This is a genomic window from Mucilaginibacter sp. SJ (assembly GCF_028993635.1).
Classification (GTDB): Bacteria; Bacteroidota; Bacteroidia; order Sphingobacteriales; family Sphingobacteriaceae; genus Mucilaginibacter.
Genome location: NZ_CP118631.1, coordinates 2915599 through 2935625 on the forward strand (window position 1 = coordinate 2915599; position 20027 = coordinate 2935625).

At 43.4% G+C, this 20027-nt stretch carries 11 protein-coding genes; 1 reads left to right on the forward strand and 10 read right to left on the reverse strand.

Translation table 11 applies throughout. The features are described 5' to 3' along the window. The first annotated feature begins 112 nt into the window (after positions 1 to 112). On the forward strand, positions 113 to 511 hold the full coding sequence (locus tag MusilaSJ_RS11700; protein ID WP_274990108.1) for a response regulator: 399 nt from the start codon (positions 113 to 115) through the stop codon (positions 509 to 511). An 891-nt stretch (positions 512 to 1402) separates the two neighbouring features. On the opposite strand, the gene MusilaSJ_RS11705 is transcribed toward MusilaSJ_RS11700, so the two are convergent. The 10 genes from MusilaSJ_RS11705 to MusilaSJ_RS11750 all read right to left on the reverse strand — a co-directional run bounded on the left by MusilaSJ_RS11705 (position 1403) and on the right by MusilaSJ_RS11750 (position 20007). Continuing rightward, entirely contained in the window at positions 1403 to 4981 is a 3579-nt protein-coding gene (locus MusilaSJ_RS11705) for a DUF6443 domain-containing protein (RefSeq protein WP_274990109.1), read from the reverse strand. 32 nt (positions 4982 to 5013) lie between these two features. Next, on the reverse strand, positions 5014 to 6165 hold the full coding sequence (locus MusilaSJ_RS11710; RefSeq protein ID WP_274990110.1) for an autotransporter outer membrane beta-barrel domain-containing protein: 1152 nt from the start codon (positions 6163 to 6165) through the stop codon (positions 5014 to 5016). Between the two features lie 19 nt (positions 6166 to 6184). Then, entirely contained in the window at positions 6185 to 9973 is a 3789-nt protein-coding gene (locus tag MusilaSJ_RS11715) for an RHS repeat domain-containing protein (protein ID WP_274990111.1), read from the reverse strand. 470 nt (positions 9974 to 10443) lie between these two features. Continuing rightward, a complete protein-coding gene (locus MusilaSJ_RS11720) occupies positions 10444 to 10800 on the reverse strand; it encodes a hypothetical protein (RefSeq protein ID WP_274990112.1) in 357 nt (118 codons plus the stop codon). A gap of 711 nt (positions 10801 to 11511) precedes the next feature. Continuing rightward, the gene (locus MusilaSJ_RS11725; protein WP_274990113.1) at positions 11512 to 11943 is read right to left on the reverse strand and encodes a hypothetical protein; all 432 of its coding nucleotides are present in this window, start codon (positions 11941 to 11943) and stop codon (positions 11512 to 11514) included. A 2-nt stretch (positions 11944 to 11945) separates the two neighbouring features. Continuing rightward, on the reverse strand, positions 11946 to 13100 hold the full coding sequence (locus MusilaSJ_RS11730; RefSeq protein ID WP_274990114.1) for an RHS repeat-associated core domain-containing protein: 1155 nt from the start codon (positions 13098 to 13100) through the stop codon (positions 11946 to 11948). 622 nt (positions 13101 to 13722) lie between these two features. Continuing rightward, entirely contained in the window at positions 13723 to 14163 is a 441-nt protein-coding gene (locus tag MusilaSJ_RS11735; RefSeq protein WP_274990115.1) for a hypothetical protein, read from the reverse strand. Further along, positions 14153 to 15433 (reverse strand): RHS repeat-associated core domain-containing protein, encoded by a 1281-nt coding sequence (locus tag MusilaSJ_RS11740; RefSeq protein ID WP_274990116.1) that lies wholly within the window; start codon positions 15431 to 15433, stop codon positions 14153 to 14155. Before MusilaSJ_RS11740 ends, MusilaSJ_RS11735 begins: the two co-directional genes overlap by 11 nt. A 499-nt stretch (positions 15434 to 15932) precedes the next feature. Continuing rightward, positions 15933 to 16256, reverse strand: a complete 324-nt coding sequence (locus MusilaSJ_RS11745; protein WP_274990117.1) for a hypothetical protein — start codon at positions 16254 to 16256, stop codon at positions 15933 to 15935. A gap of 7 nt (positions 16257 to 16263) precedes the next feature. Continuing rightward, positions 16264 to 20007 carry a DUF6443 domain-containing protein gene (locus MusilaSJ_RS11750; protein WP_274990118.1) on the reverse strand — a complete coding sequence of 1248 codons (3744 nt, stop codon included), beginning with the start codon at positions 20005 to 20007 and terminating at the stop codon, positions 16264 to 16266. Positions 20008 to 20027: the final 20 nt, after the last annotated feature.

Sequence of the window (20027 nt, forward strand, 5' to 3'; positions counted from 1 at the left end):
CAATACTATAATAACTTTTCCCAATTGAAGATTGAGCGTGGTAATACTATCTAATTTTTTTAAAAGCAGATAATATATCTTAACTTATGCAACAATATCATAATTGCCAATTATGTTCCGATTACTCTTTATTGATGACAGTAAACTTGACCATATTATATTGGATAAGCTTATTGCAGGAATCGAAGATTTTAACCCCATATCACATAGTTACGACGGTGAAGACGCGTTAAAATCATTAACAGATAACCCGGCGGATTGTCCTGATGTTATTTTTTTGGACATCAGGATGCCCAGGTTTGACGGCTGGGATTTCCTTGAAGGCTTTAAGGATCTGTACCCGGCATTACCGGTTAAACCACTACTCTACGTATTTTCCTCATCCATCGATCCGACAGACCGTGAGCGCGCGCTTAGCTATAGCTATGTCACCGGCTTTTTTAGCAAGCCGGTTTCACGGCCGGTGCTTGAGCTGGTATTGGCGGCATGTGGTGAGCGCTCGAAAACATAAGGATGATTACTCATTTCACAGGTGTTCAACTTTTAAAAGTGTGAACACTTTGTATTTTTCGCCAAAAAAATAGTGCTAATAATCAACAACTTACAGCTGTATTAAAATACACCAAACCGTGTTTTGAACAAGTCGTCATTGATAATCAAGCTATTACAAAATAGCATTTCCAAAAATTGAACAGCTGCTTTTTAAAAAATTGAACACTGACAAAATATTGTCAGTTCAGTGGCTGGATTATGAGGCAATCTTAAAAGTCACGGGTATCCAGCCCACAATCCCACCCTGCATACCCGCGCCTGAATGGGAACGGGATACTGCCGGGCGTAGCCGGTTCGGATTATCATAACCATAATAGAATATTGGCTTACCTATTTACAACAAAATCCCGGATGAAATCAACATCCGGGATTTGCATATGCAATACTTTGCAAACGAGCCACAAGCCAGAGGCTTGCGGCCCGCAATCATTTACGGCACGAAAACGCTTGCGGTAACGGGGTAGAAATGTTGGCTCAGTAAATAGCCCAATAAAAACACACTTAGGAAAAAGTACAAGAAAAACAACAAGTTTATGCGTTTGATTTCCTTCTTTTCCATATCATATTTTTTTAATTCTGTTTCAGGAATAAGTTTAGAAAGCATTATCATAATAATAATTGACAAAACAACCGTTGACGAAACAAATGAAATCTTTTCTTTCGGCATAATTGATATCTTGTAGATTTTTTCAAGCAATAGGCATAACGAAAACAGATTCAAATCCAAGCATATTGTAACAAATAACCTCATATTGAAATATGGCGTTCCATTTGGTCTTCGATGCTTAATTGCTAAATATAATCCAGTCATTGCATATTTTATTCCATTATTCATTTTATTCTATTTTAATTACAAAGTCATTGTTGGACCTGCCAAGACCTTTTTATCTGAAGGAGGTCCTCCCATTACTTTTTCACCAAGCCAATTATAGGCCTTATCGGTAACTCCAGTAGCATCTAAAATTGCCACACCTAATCCTATTGCAGGATTAGCATATTCACCAATTTCAACTCCCAAAAGTATACTTTTAACAACGGCCTTGGTAATATTCCCTGGTGTGGGATTATTAATTGCGTCATTAACCGATGATGCTGCATCTATGCCTGCACCTATAACACCTATAGTTCTTATAGTATTCGCTAACCCTTTGGCCCCTTTGCCCCATTCACCAGCTTTAACCATCTCATCAGTGACTCCAGCGCTTTCTTGAGCTCCTGCAAAGCCTGCCCCCATCGTGGAGTTTACTACACCAATGCCACTGTAAATACCATCAACTTTTGCTTTACTATCAGCGTCTACATTTACTTGATTTCTTGTTAAATAATCCCAGCTTTTTGTATCACCTGGATTTAACCGCACAACCATATTATTGCTTCCCGTATAAGTATATGCCTGATTATTTTCTGTTACATCAACTGCATCTTGGCCATATTTCTTTTGAGCGTCTTCGGTGCTTTTTACTTTGGCATCCCATTTAATCTCATTTCCTATTCTAACCCAATCATTTGGCCCCATGCCATCAGGATCGGTAAATCTCAGTGGATTATCAAATCCATAATTGTAAGGCGAATGCCTCCTCATTTTCTCCGCCAACGGATCAACACTTCCCCATCTCCCAATCACAGGATCATAAAACCTCGCTCCATAATCATACTGCCCCAATTCTTCCTGCAGCTCCTTCTTATTGTAAAGATACTCATTCTTAGGGCTTGCTGTAGTCCCCCTCGATATTTCCATACCAAACGGATAATAATCATCCTGCTGCCTGATCACTGTAGCCGAGTTTTGATCAAAGCTTAAACGATTGTTGCCCAAATGATCTGTCAGGGTGTATTCATAAATATAATTCCCCCCGCTATTGATCGCCCGGCCTTCTTCCGTTTGGATAAAAATGATGTTACCGTTTTCGTATTGAATGCCCTCAATATAATCCGTTATAGTTGCCCCGTTGTTTTTACGGAGCTTTTTACCTGCCGCATCATAGGTATAGCTCAGGTTAAAACCAGTTGCGGTTACACTCTGCGGCAGGTTCAGAAGGTTATACGCGATATTCTTCTGATTACGGGCATCAAATTTGACGTTCCCGTTCGGGTCGTATTGATATGTACCCGTGGTCAGCCCGCTTACCGACTGCAGCTGGTTGCCTGTATAATTATAAGTATAGGCTGAGCTTTGACGGGTAAGGTGCTGGATATTCCCTGCCAAATCATAATCAATGCCCTGTTCATTATAGTTCTCGGTAGTGGGACTGTAGATCCCTGCTGTCAACCTGTTCAGCGCGTCATAGGTATAATTATAACTTTTGCTTGCGCCGCCCTGGATCTGCCAGGTTTGGTTACTGATATTGCCATTAAACGGAGCGGTATTACCATTATTATAGGTTAATTGCATGGCAAACAAGGGTGAAGTACTGCTCTTTAACCATCCACGTTCATTATAGGCATACGCGATATTCTGCATAAACGGTGCTGCTCCTGTTGCTCCGTGCAGGTGTTTGGTTTGAACCTGGCCAATCTCGTTGTAATCTGTCTGGCTCAACAATATGTTCGCACCACTGTTGATTTGCTCTTTGCTCTGCACCTTGCGCCCCATGTGGTCATAGGCATAGGTGTTCAGTATCGTTACCGATTTTACCTTATCCGTATTGGTTGTGTTTTTGACATAATGTTCACGCTTACTGGTCGTCAGTTCGCTGGTAATGTTATTATACGTATTGGTAACCTGGTCATAGTTGTACTGGCTTATCGTGCCGCCTAAATAGTGCTGTTTAAACAGCTGTGTTTCCCTGCCCTTATCGTCATAGTAATGTACTGTCCACAAATAATCAGAGGGGTTGTTCAGCACCGCTGTCTTACTGGCTGTTATTAATCCTGTGGTCATTTGGCTGTTCCCCGATACGGTAAAATTGGTCGGGTAACCCGGTAAACTTCCCAGGTTATTGTAATCATCATAATAGTTAACCGTTAGCACCGTTCCCTGAGGGTTGATGGCGCTGTAACCTGTTGAGGTAGTGTTATCCCGGCTTAACCATAAGGTGCTTTGAGCTGCAGCCCAGCTAATCAGCCAGTTCTTCAGCGTATGGTCCGGCGTACTCAGATTCGTGTCGCCGTTACTTCCAGAAGCTCCTGTTGAGCTCCATAAACCTGTGATCACAACCCTGCCCAGCGCGTCGTATTGAGTATATGTCCATACCTGGGGCGTTTGGGTACGCTGGTTAGCATCCTGACTAAAAATCACCTGGTCTAATTTATTGTACACCATGAACTCCCATCCTTTGCCCGGCAGTTTCTTTTCGGTCATCCTGTTTCGCTCGTCGTAGCGGTACTGGTAACATAAATTATCCAGCGTAGTTTGATTGGCGGCGCTGGTGATACCCGCATCGGCATTGCTGTTAGGAGGCAGTACAAAAGCCAGGTTCCCCAAATCGTCGTACACATAATAGGTTGATAATACCTGTACCGTTGTGCCCACCAAGTTAAACGTCCGTTTTAGTATTACGTGCCCTTCTTTATCCTTATATTCTTCTGTGGTGCCCGGTTTACCGCTTACCCAGTTCTCATCTTTGCTGATCGTTACATACAACTGCCCCGCTGGATAATTCGCCCCGCTTACCCGGTTTAGCGTCCGGCTTTGGTCGCCATTAATCGCTACTGTGTACAAGGCTGCCAGGTAGCTGTTGTTTACATCTGTTAGCGCCGTGATATTATTGGTGGTGTATTCTATTTTATTGGTATGCCCGGCCGAACTACCCGCTACCGGCTGCCAAACGGCACCGGGAGCCCCCTGTTCCAGCACCCGGTTCAGTGGCGAAGGTTCAAAATTTGTCAGCGAAAAAGGGCTTGCAATCGCTGAAACGCCCGAGCCTGATGGCGGGGCGGTATAAAATGCGTTCTGGGCGCTCACCGCAGTGCTTTTATAGCTCCCGTCTGCTGCGCCCTGTGCCGCGTAAGGCAGGTACTTTTGTACTTCCCGTCCGAACTGGTCATACGCAAATGGCTGGACCATATCTTTACCCGCTGTCGACCCTTTTACCTGTACCGTTTGCAGTGGCCTGCCCAACCCGTCAAAGTATTGTACTGTTTGCATCAGGTCACAGGCCGTTTTACCGCTCGTGCTGAACGAGCTCATCGCCGTACGCGGCGTACTGGTAATAATATAGTTCTGGTTCTGGCTAAAACTGTTTGTTAGCAGCTGGCAGTCAGGATTGGCGATATACAGGTTCAGGCTGCTACCAGCTGCTGCCGTAAAGCTGAAGTTTGGGTTCAGCGTAATGCCCGTATAGTTATAATATGAGCCCGCTGCCGGTGCTGTTGTTAATGTTGCCGGAGGTGCTAAATAGGTTTGTGCTGCCAAACGCATACTGCCCATAAGCAGCGGTATAAGTAAGGAAACCGTAAAACGGTTTCTGTGATGAGCATTTCTTTTCATGCTTCAAGTGTTTAGGTGTGATATAGGTTCAGTTATTTTTTTGCTTTCCCTGACGCGGGCTTGAGTTGTTGCTTTAACTCGTTGATCTGTTCCTGAAGCGAGGTAAGTAACTTGTCTTTTTCCTTATCCTTCTGCTCGTTCTCTATCGCGTACAAGGTCAGTTCCTCTACTTTCTTCATCAAAAGTTTGTTCATTTCGCTTACATCCAGACCGTTTTTGATCATTTCGTTTTCCGACGGAATCTCGGGCAAATGCCGGTTTTGGTCGATGTAAGATTTTACGTCGGTTAAAGACGGTAACTGATAATCCTTTTGGAATACATAATCTGACCAACCGTCCAGATCAATTTTTACAGACTTTGCGTGCGCAGTTCCGTTGACATCCAGCTTATTTGTTGGATTAGAGATACCGATTCCCAGGTTGCCGTTCACCAGCGTCATCCGTAAATAGCTCGTTAATGTAGCGTTATTGATCGAATAGTTTGTCCCTGCAGTTGAAGGGGCGCTGTAGAAATTAATTGCACCGATATTACCGCCATTATTGTCCATTCTAATCGCAGCAAAATAATTGGACCCGCCATCACCCATTACAGTAAAAGTACCGTTGTTATTATCCTTAATGGCCCCGCCTAAAAACAGATTAGTATAACTATTCGCGGCCGCTCTCTGGGCAGAGATGAAGCCAAAATTATCAGCAGATATGACGCCGTTTACAGTGAGTTTAGACTGCGGGGTAATTGTTCCAATACCAACATTTCCAGATGCGTCAATTGTAAGTCTGCGGGTGTTAGCGGTAAGCAAGCTCAAAGAGGGCAGATTGGCATATCCGTTACTGCTTTCCAGGATCATTCCTCCCATTTTATCAGACTCAACTGTGCTGCTTTCACTCGATAATTTGAAAACAAGGCCGATCTGGCGCTGGACAGCATCGACATTCACACCAGAATGGTTCAGAACTACCAGATCAGCAAAGGTTGCCGGTCCGGTCCCCGTTACTACATTGAATTTGGACGTGACAGATGGAAATAAAGCTGCTGAAGCATTGACTACTGTTGGGGCTGTCGCCCCGATAACTACACTGCCTGCATTATTTGTATATATATTGGTGCCGCTGGTTGTCCATTGCGCAAAAAGATAGTTAGATATGCAAACGAATAAAATCGTGATTAAGGTTAATTTTTTCATGTCTCTGATTTGTAATGTTTTATTGTCCCTGATAATGATAATCAAAATGTTTAACGATATTACCGTCTTTATCCTTGATGTTTTGCAAACGTCCGAGGCCGTCATATTCGTAGTACGAGGCATTGTTCTTCGGATCTATCGAACCTGTGACACCAATTAATGGCGAATAAGTGTAAGTGGTCATTTGAGCACCTTTTGGATATAGCCGCAATTCATCTATGTTTCCTGATCCCGACACGGTTATAGTAGTTTGCCCTGTTACCTGATGTTCATAATATGTCCAGCCATTGATTGTTGTTCCTTTTATTGGGTAGCCGGTAATTGTTCCTGTGATTGTTAGTGCGGTTGGGTTCTTTGTCCAGTATGATACCACATAAGTGTTTGCTGCCGTTAAACCACTTTTGGTAATAGATCCATTGGATAGGTTATAGGATATACGCCCCGAAAACGCCGATGTGTTATCGCGTAGTGTTGAACCAATGGTCCACCCGCCGGTGCCATCCCATTCAAAACCGGCATAGGCAATATCGGTTACACCTGCATTAATTACCTGAGCTATGGGCGATGTTGAATTATAATCCCATACATATGAATTTAAAGCTCCGTTAAGCATATGCTGCTGAACGATATGCCCATAGTTATCGTACTGATCAAACAACACATATTGCTTATACCGCGTATCGATAGCTGCCGATGAGGCTGTTATACTTGATGGCGTAAAATCGCCGAGCGGCTGCACTGTGTTGGTTGCCTGTATCACATCGGGTAAAGGCAGCGTCGGCTTATACGAAGTGTAAACCGCACTAAGCGTTTTTTCGTTTGCCCCGTTGGCATCCGCCTTTTTTGTAATCTTTTCAACCACAGTGCCAACCAGGTTTTTATCAATTAAATTTTTTATACCCTGGGCAGTTGGGTTTGCAGGTGTCCCGGTTATGGTATAATCAAGCGGGTACTTGTTCTGGGTAATAATCTGCTCGCCTTTACTGTTGGTTGTTACCACCCGGGTAGGCTGATAGTGGAGGTAATTATCATAATAGTAACTGGTATTTACTTCCGAATATTTGGTGGTGTCATTTTGGGTATAATCCCGCTCTGTGGTAGTTCTCAGAGGCAAAAACTTCGATACAAGGTTAAAATAGCTCATCATACTGCCCGATTCGCATATATCGGTCGGCATGTCGCTGGTATAGGAGCCATTTTCTGCAAGTTCATAGGGGCGTTTTCGTACTTCCATGCCGTAAACCACATTATCATTCGTCAGCGAGTTTTCATATGTGTTTGTTACGCTTTTAGCTATCTGAAATTGACCGCCTTTATTGATATAATCTTTTTGCGCCAACAGTGAACCGTTCAGCAACTCAGGAACGTTGGAGGCATACGGTGGCTGAAGCGGTAAACCATATTCACTAAGCGGAGAGGAATAATCTGATACATGATCGGGCTGGTTAACATATTGATATTCGGTTTTACCATTTTCGCCGTTTTCGCCATATAAAACGGTTACACGGTCGTAACCCACCACCGCGCCGGCTGCCGAGCCATTTAAAGGTATGTCGCTATCAGCACTCCGCATAAGGCGTGGTGCCACAAACTGCCTGTCGATAGAACCCTGCGAAAGTACAACACGGCCAAGTACATCGTTTATCACAAAATAATTATACACCGGGTGCGACATCCTGCGGCCGTAGCTGTATTCTTTTTGCTGCCCGCTATTGTTTTTATCCGCAAAATAGTGGTAAACAAATTTTTTAACATTTACATTGGGACTACCATCTGCTTCGTGATCAATAATCCTGGCAATTCTTTGCCCTCCGCCTGTGGAAAAGGTAAGCGCATTGGCGTTGCCATAGAGTGTGGCCGTACCCACCTGGGTATAATAAGTAAAGTTGAAGTGGATATCCTGTAACGAGGATGCATAAGAAGGATCAACGTGAACCTTTAATTTGTACTTGCCTGGCGGCAGTAAAAGGTTACTGGAGTTATAACTTAACACAGGGCCTCCACAAACAGTACACCCCTCGGTGCTCCCGCCCGAGCACACCGGAAAGTAGGAGGCATCCTTATGCATTATAAGATTAGTGCCGGTTACATCGTAAATATCAAAAGTCATGATATCGGTTACCGGAAACGGATACGGATGTGTTGAACAATAATTATAATCCGAAAAGCGGAAAGCAACATTAAAATTAACGTATGTTGCATTTTGTGTCAAAGGATTCTCGGTGAAAATGTACTCATTAGAAAGATCGAGGGTATCCGAAGGAAAAAAAGGCGTTGTGTTTTGGTTATCGTAATTGATCGTTGCTATTTGTTGAATAATCGTATAAGTTTTATTGAAATAGCTTGCATCATTTACCTGCGATTGCTGTTCATCAAAATCATTGCTTTCATATTGAAACTCGGTTGAGCCGCCTGTTGGATATTGAATTTTCAACAGGGAGTATGCGTTAACATAGGAAGAATTTGGTTCCCGTTCGGGCCCGGGGACGCCGAGCGCCCGGGTTACCAGATTAGGCGAATTTACCTGTATTACGCTCGGAATAAGTGATGTATTTTCCAGTTTACCATTATAATACCCCCAGTGATCCCTGGCAAACGAGCCTTTGGACGGCATCCAGATATTTTCGTTATAGGTAAAAAGATAGGGCTTTTCGGCAGTGTTTACGTTATTGTATGAGCCCTTTTGCTGAACGCTGAGTAGTTTAAGCCTCGGTGAATTTCCGTTTCCTGCATCATTATCCGTGTTGCCGTTATCAAAATAGCTATAGCTTAAAGCAATGGTTTTTAATGGTTGGTTGCTTAAGGTACCGTTTTTATCTTTCATGAATACGGTCAGGCTATCCAACTTTTTATCGCCTGAAATGTCCAGCCTGTCGGAATAATTAAACTTTACTATGCCGGTATTAAAATCGATGTTATCAAGAACAACAAGGGTATAGTCCTTGCCGGGGATTGAACCTTTCTGCCAGCCGGTGTTATGTGCCGAGTAAAGCCTGTTTCCATCGGCGCCTCCGCCATAGGGCACCGGCAAATCCTGATAATCCAGTAACTCCGAGTATCCGCCTACCGAAGTTACATATCGCGGAACGGTAGTATAATTGAATGTAACCGTATTGCCTGTAGGCGATGTGATTTTTGTAAGATACCAGGCCGAATAATGATCTTCAAGGGAATGATAGCTTTCGGCGGCGTTAAAATCAAACGTATAACCATCGGCTGATTTAATTTGCCAACTGCTGCCATCAGTACCCGTATTAATAATCTGAATTTTTTCCTGCTTCTGTAATATTGCCTGCCGGTTTCGTTTAACTATAAACTTGCCACTTTTATCCAGGAAATTATAAAAATATTGATCCGGCTGAAAATCGACCGGCGTACTTTCGTGGAGATAATCGTAAATATCATAAGTATAAAGTGTGGGGCTATTGGCAATAGACTTATTAAACATGTTTAATGTACAGCCACGGCCAAGAAGATCCCTCGGCCCTTGCCCATCTGAAAAATCCATTACATTATTTTGAGCACTGTTAAAGTACACAGAACCATAAAAATCGTCATCGCCTATTATATTACGTGATATTGAACCCCCGGTATTGATCACCCATCCCAAACCTACCTGGCTGGCTTCTTCGGATACTTTAATGCCCGATGCATGATAACTTAATGAAATGGGCACCGTAATATCACGAAACTTAACATCATATAACGGAATAGATATATTCGGGATGCCTGTGTAAGGACTAACCGGAATATTACCATATTTTTGAAAGGCCTGCATATTGGGCGAAGGGGGAATTACTTTAGCCAAGGTGGGCCCGGTTGTTTGCGCTTTTATATTTATTGCAATTACAAATGCGCACAGTAATGACACTAAAAATTTGAATGATTTTATTGGTAACATGAGAGATAAGATTTAGGAAACGGAAAAATTGGCAGACTCTAATTAAGCGTTTTGAACGCTAACTATGAATAGCGGTGGCTTTTTTGTTGGCATGTGATAAGGTTTTAAGTGGTTATTTTTATTAAACAAAATTAATCGATTTTTTCACAGGTACAAGTTTTTCTTTCTTTTTTATACCCCATTAAAAGCGCCGATTTAGAACATACCTAAATCTAATCCTCTCACCTATATATCCATCCAACTCGTTATCCCTCTTGCAATCCACTCAAACACTTCGTCTTTCAATCGGCTAAGTTCACCTATTTGTTCTTTTGAATATTAACTCTCCTTTGGCCGGGGTTTAGCGATAGCCTTACTTTGCCGCCTCGATAATCACTTTAATTAACCCGGACAAGAGTAGTATGTATCCCAGAGCCATTGAGGCTGATATCCATCCCTACCGAGTCGCCGTAAAATTTACCGCTGTGCGGAATATCCAAACCGTTCACAGTTACTTTAAAATGAAAGCCGGCTGTATCAAGCTTTCCTTCTTCTATAGGAAATTCACCCTGCGGGCTTTTGGCCGTACCGGTTATAGAATCACCTGCAAGTGAAAGATTATATAATAAGGGGTATTCCGTTCCGTCGGCAGTGATAAGCTTACCCGACCATTTACCGGAAAGATCAGAAACCGCAGCTATAAAAATGGCGAAAGCGCTTAAAAGCAAAAAAAGTGTGAGAGTTTTCTTTTTCATGATATGGTTTATTGACCCTAAGGTAATATTTATTACACGAAATTAAAATTAAATTTTATAATGGCAGGCTGCTGCTGTAAGGATCAAAAATCATGTTATCAATTTGCATGCGGGCCACAAGCCGGGAGGCTTGCGGCAGCGAAAGAACATTGAGTATTTTCCATTAAATTATCATTGCTGATAATCAACAACTTAAGGTAAGTCTCAAATGCATTAAATCTTAATTTGAACAAAACGCTATTGATAATCAACCAATTGCAATATTGTATTTTCAAAAGCTGAACACCTGTTTTTTAAAAATTGAACACTGACAAAATGTTGTCAGTTCAGTGGCTGGATTATGAGGCAATCTTAAAAGTCACGGGTATTCGGCTTACAATCCCGCCGCTGCATACCCGCGCCTGAATGGGATGGATACTGCCGGGCGTAGCCGGTTCGGATTATCATAACCATAATAGAATATTGGCTTACCTATTTACAATAAAATCCCGGATGAAATCAACATCCGGGATTTGCATGTGCAATACTTTGCAAACGGGCCACAAGCCAGAGGCTTGCGGCAGCGAAAGAAAACAAAAAGCTTTATGAACGGCTTTTGCAGGCTGAACGCGAAAAGAACGAACTGCTGAAAGAAAGATAAACAGCAAAGCCCGGCGATTGCCGGGCTTTCTTGTCAAACTACTTTATTAGCTATGGTAAAATCTATTTGACCTAATCAAATTCTTTTATATAGTACTTTATTAAGGTCATAATTTTAGGATTGGTATATTTTTGGAACGTCAGGAATTGTCCGCTATGGATGTTATGAAAAAAGTATACTTTGCTGTCAGTTAAAATACCCCAATAGATATTCCCGTGATCTGATGTAGCTTTAAATTTAACAAGTAGGAAACTTGTATTTGAATCACCTTTATAGATCTCCAATTGTTTTTTTATGATAATTCTGTCTTTATAATTTTCCAAATTGAATTCTTTGCTCATATCAGAGAACTCTTTTTCGTTTTTTAGATAATTTAAAAAGTCAAATTCATACTTAGCAATACGAATGTCTTGATCGACCAATATTCCTTTTTGTGCTAAGCATTGTCCTGATAGTATCAGAAATAACACTAATACTATTGCCCGTTTTTCATATTTGAACATATTTATTTATGTGTTTTTTGTTTCATTGTTTCTCGATAATACTGTAGTTGTACTTTATATGGTTTACTTTCAGTCACTGATCGGCCTTCTTTATTTGTACTACTATTGTACGTTGGTTCTGTTGCATGAACTCCCTCGTGTGAAGCTACCGCACCTACATGTTCCTCTGTTGTATACATATTTGGTACAATATATGAGTTAGCTTCTTTACCACTCAAACTTACATTCATACCATCTTGATTCTGTTTGACGTATTCTATACTTTTTTCAAATACTGTTACGGTGAATGCTGCAGGCTTTGCAACTCCATTTTCATCTCTTTTAAAAGATGTCGCTTCAGTCAAACCGAGAGTCACTTTGCCACTTTCATCCTTCTTCAAATCTGTTGTATTATCTACAAGTTTAATACTTGCTTCTGACGATATCATGGCGTCGAGTTCTTTAGTACCTACCGAATTCTTCAACATAGCATTACCTATTCGTTTAGTATCTTCTGTTGCATTTACCCAACTTACATTTCCATCCTTGTCCTTAGTATAAGTTGCATTGCCTTGATTTACATTTTTGTCTGCGCCTTCGATTGTATACATTCCATCGGGATCTATAAATCGAATTGGGTTATTTCTGACATAATTATATGGAGACCATCGTCTATCTTTCTCCGCCAATGGATCCACACTTGTCCACCTTCCTATCACCGGATCATAAAACCTTGCACCATAGTCATACAGCCCCGTCTCTTCCTGTAATTCCTTGTGATTATAAAGATATTCATTTTTAGGTGAAGCTACGATACCCTGCATTGATTGTATACCATAGCCAAATGCATAGTAATCATTCTCCTGCAAAATTTTGGCCGTTTGCTGGGTTGGGTCATTGGGGTCCGGGGTTAGGGTTACCCTGGTGTTGCCCAGGTGGTCTTTCAGGTCATATTCATAGGTGTAGGTTGTTCCGCTGTGCCTGGCCCGGCCTTCTTCCGTCTGGATAAATGCTACATTGGTCGTGCTGTTATCATATTGGATGCCGTTATCATATTCCGTCGTCGTGGTTATCCCGCCTGCCGTGTACAGTTTTCTGAGTTTATTGCCTCCTGCACTGTAAACATAAACTACCGTGCTGCCGTCGTTTTTGGTGATCGTTTGCGGCAGGTTCAGCATATTGTAGCTGATGCTGCTGATCCCTTGTAAAGTTGCTGTTTAACTTACAGGTGTTCAACTTTTAAAAGTGTGAACACTTTGTATTTTCCATTAAATAATCATCGCTGATAATCAATAACTTAAGTTTAGCCTCAAATGTATTAAATCTTAATTTGAACAAAACACCATTGATAATCAATTAATTGCAATATTGTATTTTCAAAAGCTGAACACCTGTTTTTAAAAAATTGAACACTGACAAGATATTGTCAGTTCAGTGGCTGCATTATGAGGCAATCTTAAAAGTCACGGGTATCCAGCCCACAATCCCACCGCTGTATACCCGCGCCTGAATGAGAATAGGATACTGCAGGGCGTAGCCGGTTCGGATTATCATAACCATAATAGAATATTGGCTTACCTATTTACAACAAAATCCCGGATGTTGATTTCATCCGGGATTTGCATGTGCAATACTTTGCAAACGGGCCACAAGCCAGAGGCTTGCGGCAGCGAAAACGCTTGCGGCAGCAGGGGGCTTGCGGCAGCGATCACTTGCGGTAGCAGAGCGGTAGCTGGGCGGCAGCGAAAAGATAATAATAGCAAACATTTGGGCATAATTCGTTTGCGTGTATCAAGTATCTTAAATACCCCTCTCATTCCCTGCGCCCCCTTGTAAGCGAATTATCCAAGCACCGATAAACATAGTAAGAGCACTTAACAACCATAGCCAATATCCCAATTTATAACTCACAATGTTGGAATAGTTACCAGCTTCATCAGAAACTATTTGTTTAAAAAACAAAAAAGAAATCATAAATATCAGAGCACAACCAGAAGCAAGCATACTTTTTTGAGTGTTTTTCTTCCACAAAGACCAAGAAATAAATAGAATTGGATTAGCCAACCAAGTCAGGTTAGCTCCGCCAAAGACCAGCCCGACAATACCCATTATTAAGGCCATAAAAGAATTTCCACAAGAATCTGTAACGCAATAACAATCTTGAGTAAGTGATACAGAGTAGATGCCAATACTGAGTAAAATGACACTCTGTTTTAAGGTGATTTTTATATTATTTCGCATTTCTTAATCCTTTATCAACGGCTGGCATCAGGTGTAAAAGTATACCATTTATAAGTAGTGCCCCAGCATTATATGCAGGAGAATCAAAGACGGGCGCCTTTGGATGAATCGCAAGGGGAATAGGTAAGGATGCAGCTAATTCATGTTGAGTTCCTTCCGGGTGAATCCCTATTAAAGTTTGAGCCTTTATTAGCTGCCCGCCCACATCATAATTATCAATTTTACCACTTTTATTATTAAGGCCCAAATTCTCTTTTGTTGCTCCACTTAGCCCAGCGGCATTAAAGGTGATTGCATCTCTCCCGGTAGCTAACGAATTAGCTGCTGCTTCGCCACCGCCCAACGAATGCCCTGTGAATGTCAACTCACTTCCCTTGAGTTCGTTGTCTATTATTCTGGCATTTTGCACGGATTCTGCATATTGACCTGATCTTCCGAAAAGCTGAACGATATCTGTGCCAAGATCCAGAGGATTAAGGGGATTTGTTCCACCAGTCGCATAAGTGTATTCCGTTTTACCATCTGCATTAGTACGTTCGTAAAGTGCGGAGTTTAATCCATTGCTCGATTCGTTATATGTAATATTAGGGATATTCCTGTCAGAACGTTTCCAGCCTCCAATTAATCCATTGTTGCCGTTACTTTCTTTATATACGTTATTTGCCATTGCTGCTGCTTCTTCTACTGTAGGCTTAAATTCCATTCCGTCCGGATCAACAAATCTAATGGGATTATTACCGCCATAAATATAAGGACTAAAACGCCTCATCTTCTCCGCCAACGGATCAACACTTCCCCATCTCCCAATCACCGGGTCGTAGAACCTTGCGCCATAATCATACAAGCCCGTCTCTTCCTGCAGCTCTTTGTGGTTATAAAGGTACTCATTTTTTGGTGACGGCACAGATTGCTGCAACGACTGGATCCCGTACCCGAAAGCGTAGTAATCATTCTCCTGCAAAATCCTGGCCGTTTGCTGGGTCGGGTCATTGGGATCCGGGGTTAGCGTTACCCTGGTGTTGCCCAGGTGATCTTTCAGATCATACTCATAGGTGTAGGTTGTTCCGCTGTGCCTGGCCCGGCCTTCTTCTGTCTGGATAAACGCTACATTGGTGGTGCTGTTGTCGTACTCTATCCCGTTATCATATTCCGTTGTCGTGGTTGTGCCGCCTGCGGTGTACAGTTTTCTGAGTTTATTGCCTGATGCACTGTATACATAAACTACTGTGCTGCCGTCGTTTTTGGTGATCGTTTGCGGCAGGTTCAGCATATTGTAGCTGATGCTGCTGATCCCCTGTAAAGTTGCTGTTTAACTTACAGGTGTTCAACTTTTAAAAGTGTGAACATTGAGTATTTTCCATTAAATTATCATCATTGATAATCAACAACTTAAGTTTAGCCTCAAATGCATTAAATCTTAACTTGAACAAAATACCATTGATAATCAATCAATTGCAATATTGTATTTTCAAAAGCTGAACACCTGTTTTTAAAAAATTGAACACTGACAAGATGTTGTCAGTTCAGTGGCTGGATTATGAGGCAATCTTAAAAGTCACGGGTATCCAGCCCACAATCCCATGGCCGCATCCTTGCGCCTGAATGAGAATGGGATACTGCCGGGCATAGCCGGTTCAGGTTATCATAATTACAATAGAATATTGGCTTACCTATTTACAACAAAATCCCGGATGTTGATTTCATCCGGGATTTGCATGTGCAATACTTTGCAAACGGGCCACAAGCCAGAGGCTTGCGGCAGCGAAAGCCTAAATGAATTCTTCTTTCATTAGAGAAATTGCTATGCTTCTTATTTCTGCCCAGCTTTGATCGTCCAACGATTTTTCGTCCCACTCTTGTTCGTTATCGGAGTCACTTAAAGCATTGAGAATTGAATTTATCTTTTTTAATTTATTAAAGGCCGAAGTCGTTAAAAGACTTCCCTTTTGAGTGTGGAAATATCGGTAAGCATCATCAAACATAAGTGCGATTTCATCAATGCATGGAAATGATCCAGATTTTTTTAGATACTCTCGTTGTTCACTAGAATTCGCCGATAACAACTTAATTGCGTTGATTAATAATTCGTTCATATTTTTCTTAATTAGATGGTGCAGGCCTAATTTCACCACTTATTGAGCTGCCATTACTTACTTTCCAGTATGGATCGGGTCCATGATGTCCCCCGCCTGGATGCCAACGGATTACCCTGCCTGTTGCCTGCCCATTTCCAAAGTATTCTCTAAATACCCAACCTTGTCCCTTTTTAGATCCTTTTCCGAGCTTTTCAATCCTCCAACTAGTTGTACCGCCCACATCTCCCTCAACCTTTTTAGGGGATTTACCCCGTAAAAGATTTGGATTATCCATTACATCTTCTACGTGAAGCGGCACCATGTCAACGATCCCACTCAGTAAAGTAAAAATCCCTATTATATTGCTGGCTGGATCTCCCCAATCGTTACGTTGAGCAGTGAGAAAATCATAATAATCAGAACTATTACCAGTAGTTAAATATTTGGCTTGTGCATCCCTTGCATCCTCGCTTCGTAAATACCCGTAGCCTGCAATGTTTAATTGCGTTTCGCTAGCGACCTGTGGTAACGAATTACGCCAATAATCATTCCATTTTTTCGAATCAACATCTGAAGGACCACTACCGTATCCGCCGGCATTATTCACAGAATTCATAAATAAGGTATACATGTTCCAAGGTACTTTGTAAATATCGTTGCGGCCATCGTTTGTATTTAGAATTGTCCTACCTGTTGGATCGACATATCTTGTTGCTAGTCCGGGGTTATTATTTTCAAAAACATCTCTTCCATCAGGGTCGATATTTTTAATAGGATTTCCAATGCCATAATTATATGGAGACCAATGCTGATACATGTCGGCAAGGGGATCAACACTCGTCCACCTCCCAATCACCGGATCATAAAACCGCGCGCCATAATCATACAAGCCCGTCTCTTCCTGCAACTCCTTGTGATTATAAAGATACTCATTTTTAGGTGAAGCTACGATACCCTGCATTGATTGTATACCATAGCCGAAAGCATAGTAATCATTTTCCTGCAGGATCTTCGCCGTTTGCTGGGTCGGGTCATTGGGGTCCGGGGTTAGCGTTACCCTGGTGTTGCCCAGGTGGTCTTTCAGGTCGTACTCATAGGTGTAGGTTGTTCCGCTGTGCCTGGCCCGGCCTTCTTCTGTCTGGATAAACGCTACATTGGTGGTGCTGTTGTCATACTGGATGCCGTTATCATATTCTGTTGTCGTGGTTGTGCCGCCTGCCGTGTACAGTTTTCTGAGTTTATTGCCTGATGCGCTGTATACATAAACTACCGTGCTGCCGTCGTTTTTGGTGATCGTTTGCGGCAGGTTCAGCATATTGTAGCTGATGCTGCTGATCCCCTTGTTCTGATCACGCAACTGGTTCCCGTTGCCATCATAGGTGTATTCACTCGCCTGCTTTACCAGTTCGGTAAAACCGGCGGTACCGGTATAGGGGGAGGCATCGTCTACCTGGTTCACCCGGTAAAAGCTGTACGTATAGGTTAAAGTATCTATCTGCGTTTTGGTACCGCCTATGTTATCATATCTGCCCAGGCTGCTGATATTACCCATATTGTCATACGTTACGTTTTCGCCGTAAAAGTTATCCTTCGCTGTACTGCTGGTGGATACCGCGGCCCGCAGCCTGTTCAGGTGGTCATAGCCATAGTCATACGTCTGTTTTACCGGTGTTACTGTTGTCCCTCCCGCTACATAAGGTGCCGATTTCCATTGTACCGTGGCGATATTGCCATTATATTGCCGGCTGGCCGATGTCGCATCCTCGTAACTTAACTCTTCGCCAAACTGGTCGTTCGTATCGCTGCTGGTTATCCCGCCGTCGGCGGTCAGGTTCGCGTTATTGATGTTGCTCAGCCAGCCCCGCGGATTGTACCGGTAGTCGATGTTTTGCAGCCAGTTTGTACCATTATTAATCGAATGAACGTGCTTTACTTTTAACTGGCCAATCTCGTTATAATCGCTTTGCACCAATGGTATTGTCGTTTGCGAAGCATTGCTGCCGTCGCGCATCTGGTGCTGTGTGCGGCGCTTACGGCCCATATGGTCGTAGTTGATGTAATTCGTCTCGGTCAGCGTCAGCGTTGCTGCCGTCCCCCCTGCATTCTTAAGATAGTGTAAACGCTTTATTTGTGTCGGCAGTTTTAAAAAGTTGTATGTCGTCTGTACGTCGTCGTAGTTATAAATGCTTTTCGTTGTTGACCCGCCTACATAATGCTGGCTGAAAGTTCTAACCGTTTTGCCCTCATCGTCATAATAAGGTACCGTCCACAACGTATCGGTCGAGTTTAGCACCAACGTTTTCGACGCGGTAAGCAATCCCGTGGTTTGCCTGCTGTAGGCGGCGTTGCTGGTTTGGTTATAAGCCGCCGGGAAGCCGGGGATCCCCTGGTAACTGTCGTAATAATTCAGGCTCAGCGTCGTCAGCCAGTTCTTCGGCCAGGTGTTGGCTGTATAGCCATTGCTTGTTGAGAGGCGCGTTTCCCATTGCGCGCCCGTCGTGTCAGCTATCGCTTGCAGGCTTGCATGATAATCTACCCCGGCCGTGGTGCCGCTTTGCTGGTAAATGCCCGTCAGCACAACCCTGCCCATCGCATCGTATTTCGTGATCGTCCATTGCTGCCCGGCCGTCTTCATCCGCTGTACCGAATCCTGTGTGGCTACCGGCTGGTCCAGCTTATTGTAAATAATGTATTCCCAGCCTTTGCCCGGGATCTTCTTTTGCACCAGGCGGTTGCGTTCATCGTAACGGTACTGGTAGCAGCGGTAATCGATGGTGGACTGGCTTTGAGCCGAGCTGATCACATCCGGATTTGCCGCCGGGGGAACTACGAAACAAAGGTTCCCCAGATCGTCGTACACGTAATAGGTCGACAGCATTTCGGCCGTTTGGGTTTCTACGCCTCCGCTATAGGTTTTCTTCAGGTTATAGGTCCGCTTTACGATCACATGCCCTTCTTTATCCTTGTATTCTTCCGTGGTGCCGAAACAGCCCTCTCCCGGTTGCCAGTTCTCATTGCGGCTGATCGTTACGTACAGCTGTCCGCCGGTATAATACTCTACCGTCGAATTTACACCACGGCTCAGCGTACGGCTTTGGTTGGCATTAATGATGGCCCGGTAAATCATCACCCTGCGGCTGCCGTTGTTGGTAGTTATATTGGTTGTACTAAAAGCAGTCTGGTCGTTGGTGGTATAAACTATCCTTGATGAATGGCTGCTGCTGTTTGCATCCGGCGTGGCACCTGTTTGCCAGGCTGCGCCGGGCGCCCCCTGTTCTATAACGCGGTTCAGCGGGGAGGCCTCAAAACCGGTTTGGGCATAAGGGAACAAGGTGTTCGGGATCCCGTTGGTTTGCTGGGTGCCGGTGCTGCCTGCCGGATGATAGAATTTTGCTACGCCGGCACCCGCTGTCAGCGCGTCCGTTTTATAGCTCCCGTCGCCCGTTGCCGTGGTGGCATAGGGCAGGTATTTGAGCGCTTCACGGCCGTACTGGTCATACGCGAAAGGCTGTACGATGTCTTTAAATGTTGGCGAGGCCTGCCGCTGCACCGTTTGCAGGGGCCTGCCCAATCCGTCGATATACTGGATCGTCGTCTGCACCGAATCCCTGTTCGTGCTCAGCGTATCGAGCTTGCCGTTCCTCGTGATCGCCCGGTTCGGGGTCCGCGTCTTTATATAGTTTGTTTGAGCATGAAGGGCGGTCATGCCCAGCAGCATCAGCGCCGCCGCCAGGATCCCTTTTCTATATGGTTTATGGTAAAAGTGCATTTTCGGTTTGTGATTAAGGT

Coding starts and splice junctions, on each gene's coding strand:
- MusilaSJ_RS11700 (WP_274990108.1), top strand. CDS start 113: ATGTTCCGATTACTCTTTATTGATGACAGTAAACTTGACCATATTATA.
- MusilaSJ_RS11705 (WP_274990109.1), bottom strand. CDS start 4,981: ATGAAAAGAAATGCTCATCACAGAAACCGTTTTACGGTTTCCTTACTT.
- MusilaSJ_RS11710 (WP_274990110.1), bottom strand. CDS start 6,165: ATGAAAAAATTAACCTTAATCACGATTTTATTCGTTTGCATATCTAAC.
- MusilaSJ_RS11720 (WP_274990112.1), bottom strand. CDS start 10,800: ATGAAAAAGAAAACTCTCACACTTTTTTTGCTTTTAAGCGCTTTCGCC.
- MusilaSJ_RS11725 (WP_274990113.1), bottom strand. CDS start 11,943: ATGTTCAAATATGAAAAACGGGCAATAGTATTAGTGTTATTTCTGATA.
- MusilaSJ_RS11730 (WP_274990114.1), bottom strand. CDS start 13,100: ATGCTGAACCTGCCGCAAACGATCACCAAAAACGACGGCAGCACGGTA.
- MusilaSJ_RS11735 (WP_274990115.1), bottom strand. CDS start 14,163: ATGCGAAATAATATAAAAATCACCTTAAAACAGAGTGTCATTTTACTC.
- MusilaSJ_RS11740 (WP_274990116.1), bottom strand. CDS start 15,433: ATGCTGAACCTGCCGCAAACGATCACCAAAAACGACGGCAGCACAGTA.
- MusilaSJ_RS11745 (WP_274990117.1), bottom strand. CDS start 16,256: ATGAACGAATTATTAATCAACGCAATTAAGTTGTTATCGGCGAATTCT.
- MusilaSJ_RS11750 (WP_274990118.1), bottom strand. CDS start 20,007: ATGCACTTTTACCATAAACCATATAGAAAAGGGATCCTGGCGGCGGCG.